Source organism: Acidovorax sp. KPB24-03 (assembly GCF_057546605.1).
Window position 1 is genome coordinate 1 of record NZ_BAAJYR010000405.1, and the last position, 3,133, is coordinate 3,133.

The following is a 3,133-nucleotide window of genomic DNA, read 5'->3' on the forward strand; positions in this document are numbered from 1 at the left end:
GGTGGTGGACGTGTGGCTGGACGATGCGCGCGTGTGCAAGATCACCTTCACCCGGCTCCACGCCCGTGGGCAAGCAGCTGGCCGCCCTGGCTGGCAAGCACATGAAGCGCGTGACCATGGAGCTGGGCGGCCACGCCCCGGTGATCGTGGCGGAAGACGCCGATGTCGAGCTGGCCATCAAGGCCGCCGGCGGCGCCAAGTTCCGCAACGCGGGCCAGGTGTGCATCTCGCCCACGCGGTTCCTGGTGCATGAAAGCATCCGCGCCGAGTTCGTGGCCGCGCTGTCGCGCCACGCCCAGGGCCTCAAGGTGGGCAACGGCCTGGCCGACGGCACGCAGATGGGCCCGCTGGCCAACCCGCGCCGCATCACCGCCATGGCCGACCTGATGGCCGACGCGGTGCAGCAGGGCGCGCAACTGGCCACCGGCGGCGAACGCATCGGCAGCGAAGGCAACTTCTTCCAGCCCACGGTGCTCAACGACGTGCCCCTGTCGGCCCGCATCTTCAACGAAGAGCCCTTCGGCCCCGTGGCCGCCGTGCGCGGTTTCGAGAAGATCGAGGACGCCATCGCCGAGGCCAACCGCCTGCCGTTCGGCCTGGCGGGCTATGCCTTCACGCGCTCGCTCAAGAACGCGCACCTGCTGGCCCAGCGCCTGGAAGTGGGCATGCTCTGGATCAACCAGGCCGCCGCTCCCGCAGCCGAGCTGCCCTTCGGCGGCCTGAAGGATTCGGGCTACGGCTCCGAAGGCGGCTCCGAGGCCGTGGAAGCCCATCTGAACACGCGCCTCGTGTCGATCATGAACGTGTGATCCCCACCGTGTCGTCGAAAGGCCGCGCTGCACAGCGCGGCCTTTTTTTTTGGGTCGAGGCATGCTGCGCTCCAGGCTGGTGGAGAGGGAGCCGCACGCGAATATCATCGTCCGATGCTCACCTTCGCCCAACTGCTCGCGTTCTTGCTCACCGCCGTGCTCATCACGGCCACGCCCGGTCCCGACAACCTGCTGGTGCTGGGCATGGGGATGTCCAGGGGGCGCTGGCAGGGCATTGTGTTCGGGCTGGGCTGCGCGCTGGGGTGCCTGAGCCACACGCTGCTGGCCGTGGTGGGCGTGAGTGCGCTGATCGCCGCGTCGCCCGTCGCCTTCACGGCGTTGCGGTGGCTGGGCGGGGCCTACCTGATCTGGCTGGGCATTCAGGCGCTGCGCAGCCCGGGCGCCGGCCGCGTCGATGCCGCGGGCGCACCGGCGCAGTCGCTGCGGAGCCTGTTCTTCAAGGGCATGCTGGCCAATGCGATCAACCCGAAGGTGGTGCTTTTCTTCCTGTCGTTCCTGCCGCAGTTCGTGGTGCCGGCGCAAGGCAACGTCGCCCTGCAACTGGGCCTGCTGGGGCTCTTGTTCACGCTGCAGGCGGCGGTGCTGTTCGGGCTGCTGGGCTATTTTGCGGGTGCCATCGGCGCCTGGCTCCAGCGCAGGCCGCGCGCCGGCCTGTGGCTGGACCGCATGGCCGGCACCGTGTTCGTGGGCCTGGGCGTGAAGATGATCGCGGGCCGCTGAACCCCGGCCTATCGACGGGATCGCGATCGCGGGGGGCATGGGCGTCGCAGGCCATTGTCTTGTGGAAAAAACGCTTGCGCCGCGCCGTGCCGCTCGCTGGCATCAGGAGTGCACTTCCCACCGGCGCGCCTGTTGCAGCAGCTGCCGCAGAAAGGTCTCGGCAATGGGAGACAGCCGCTTGCCCTGCGGCCACAGCACGTACCACGACGAGGGCACGGGCATGCGCTCCGCTGCCAGGATGGCCACGCCTTCGCTGGCAGGGTCTGCGGCCAGCGCATGCCGCGACACCAGCCCCAGGCCCATGCGTGCCGCCACGGACTGCTTGATGGCCTCGTTGCTGCCCAGTTCCAGACGCACCCGCGGCGCGAAGCCCAGGGCTTTGAAATGCTCCTCCGTCGCCAGCCGTGTGCCCGAACCCGTCTCGCGCAGGATGAACGGCTCCTTGAGCAATTGCTCCAGCCGCACGCGCCGACGCGCGGCCAGCGGATGGTCGTGTGCGGCGATGACCACCAGCGGGTTGCTCAGCAGCACCTGCCTGTCGTGCGGCACGCCGCGCGGCGGGATGGACAGGATGTAGAGATCGTCCTCGTTGGCCAGCAGGCGCTGCACCACGCCATCGCGGTTGAGCACCTGCATCGCCACGTCCACGCCCGGATGCTCCTCACAAAAGCGGCCCAGCATGCGCGGAATGAAGTACTTGGCGGTGCTGGCCAGCGCGATGCGCAGCCGGCCCTGGCTCACGCCCTTGAGCGCGGCCACGCGCTGCTCCAATGCCTCCCAGTCGGCCGCGATGGCGCGTGCCGTCTGCGCCGCCGCCTCGCCCGCCTGGGTGAGGTGCAGCCGCTGGCCAACGCGCTCGTACAGCGGCAGTCCGATGGCGTCCGACAGCTCCTTGAGTTGCATCGATGCCGTGGGCTGGGTCACGTGGCAGTGGCGCGCGGCCCCGGTGACGGAGCCGGTCTCGGCCAGAGCCAGCATGATCTGCAATTGGCGGAAAGTGGCATGCATAGAGAAATCCCGATGGGTCGGATCGACAGTATCGATTTTCCTTTATCGCCATTGCCGCCTAGCATCGCGCCCCATGAAACACCTGCTCGATCCCGCGATTCTGTTTTTCGTGCTCGGCCTGGCGGCCGGGCTGCTGCGCTCCAACCTGGAGATTCCCGCGCCGCTGTCGCGCTTTCTGTCGCTGTACCTGCTCATGGCGCTGGGCCTCAAGGGCGGATTCGCCCTGGCCCAGTCCGGTTGGACGGTGCAGATCTCGGCCGCCCTGGTCAGTGCCCTGGTGCTCGCCGTCGCCGTGCCGGCCATCGCATGGTGCGTGCTGCGCCGCCTGCTGCCGCCCTTCGATGCGGCTGCCGTGGCGGCCACCTACGGCAGCGTCAGCGCCGTGACGTTCGTGACCGCCAGCCACTTGCTGGAGCAGCAGGGCACCCCTGCCGGCGGCTACATGGCCGCGGCCATGGCGCTGATGGAGTCGCCCGCCATCGTGCTGGCGGTGGTGATGGCGCATTGGCTGCGCGCCCCGGCCTCGGTGGCCCCCATCGCCGTGGGATCGCAGGCCGTGATGGCTGGCGGCCCGG

At 69.2% G+C, this 3,133-nt stretch carries 3 protein-coding genes and 1 pseudogene; 3 read left to right on the forward strand and 1 reads right to left on the reverse strand.

Annotation, left to right across the window (positions count from 1 at the left end; translation table 11 throughout):
* Both AC27KI_RS21685 and AC27KI_RS21690 read left to right on the forward strand, forming a co-directional pair.
* A pseudogene (locus AC27KI_RS21685) lies at nucleotides 1-809 on the forward strand (aldehyde dehydrogenase family protein); the annotation flags it as partial.
* Nucleotides 810-923: 114 nt separating this feature from the next.
* The gene (locus AC27KI_RS21690) at nucleotides 924-1,550 is read left to right on the forward strand and encodes a LysE family translocator (protein ID WP_487090683.1); all 627 of its coding nucleotides are present in this window, start codon (nucleotides 924-926) and stop codon (nucleotides 1,548-1,550) included.
* 102 nt (nucleotides 1,551-1,652) lie between these two features.
* Here AC27KI_RS21690 and AC27KI_RS21695 read toward each other — a convergent pair whose 3' ends face one another.
* Nucleotides 1,653-2,558: a LysR family transcriptional regulator gene (locus AC27KI_RS21695; protein WP_487090682.1), complete on the reverse strand. Its 906-nt coding sequence runs from the start codon at nucleotides 2,556-2,558 to the stop codon at nucleotides 1,653-1,655.
* A gap of 73 nt (nucleotides 2,559-2,631) precedes the next feature.
* Here AC27KI_RS21695 and AC27KI_RS21700 point away from each other — a divergent pair.
* Nucleotides 2,632-3,133, forward strand: a 502-nt coding sequence (locus AC27KI_RS21700) for a sodium-dependent bicarbonate transport family permease (RefSeq protein WP_487115772.1), incomplete at its 3' end; no start/stop codon positions are given.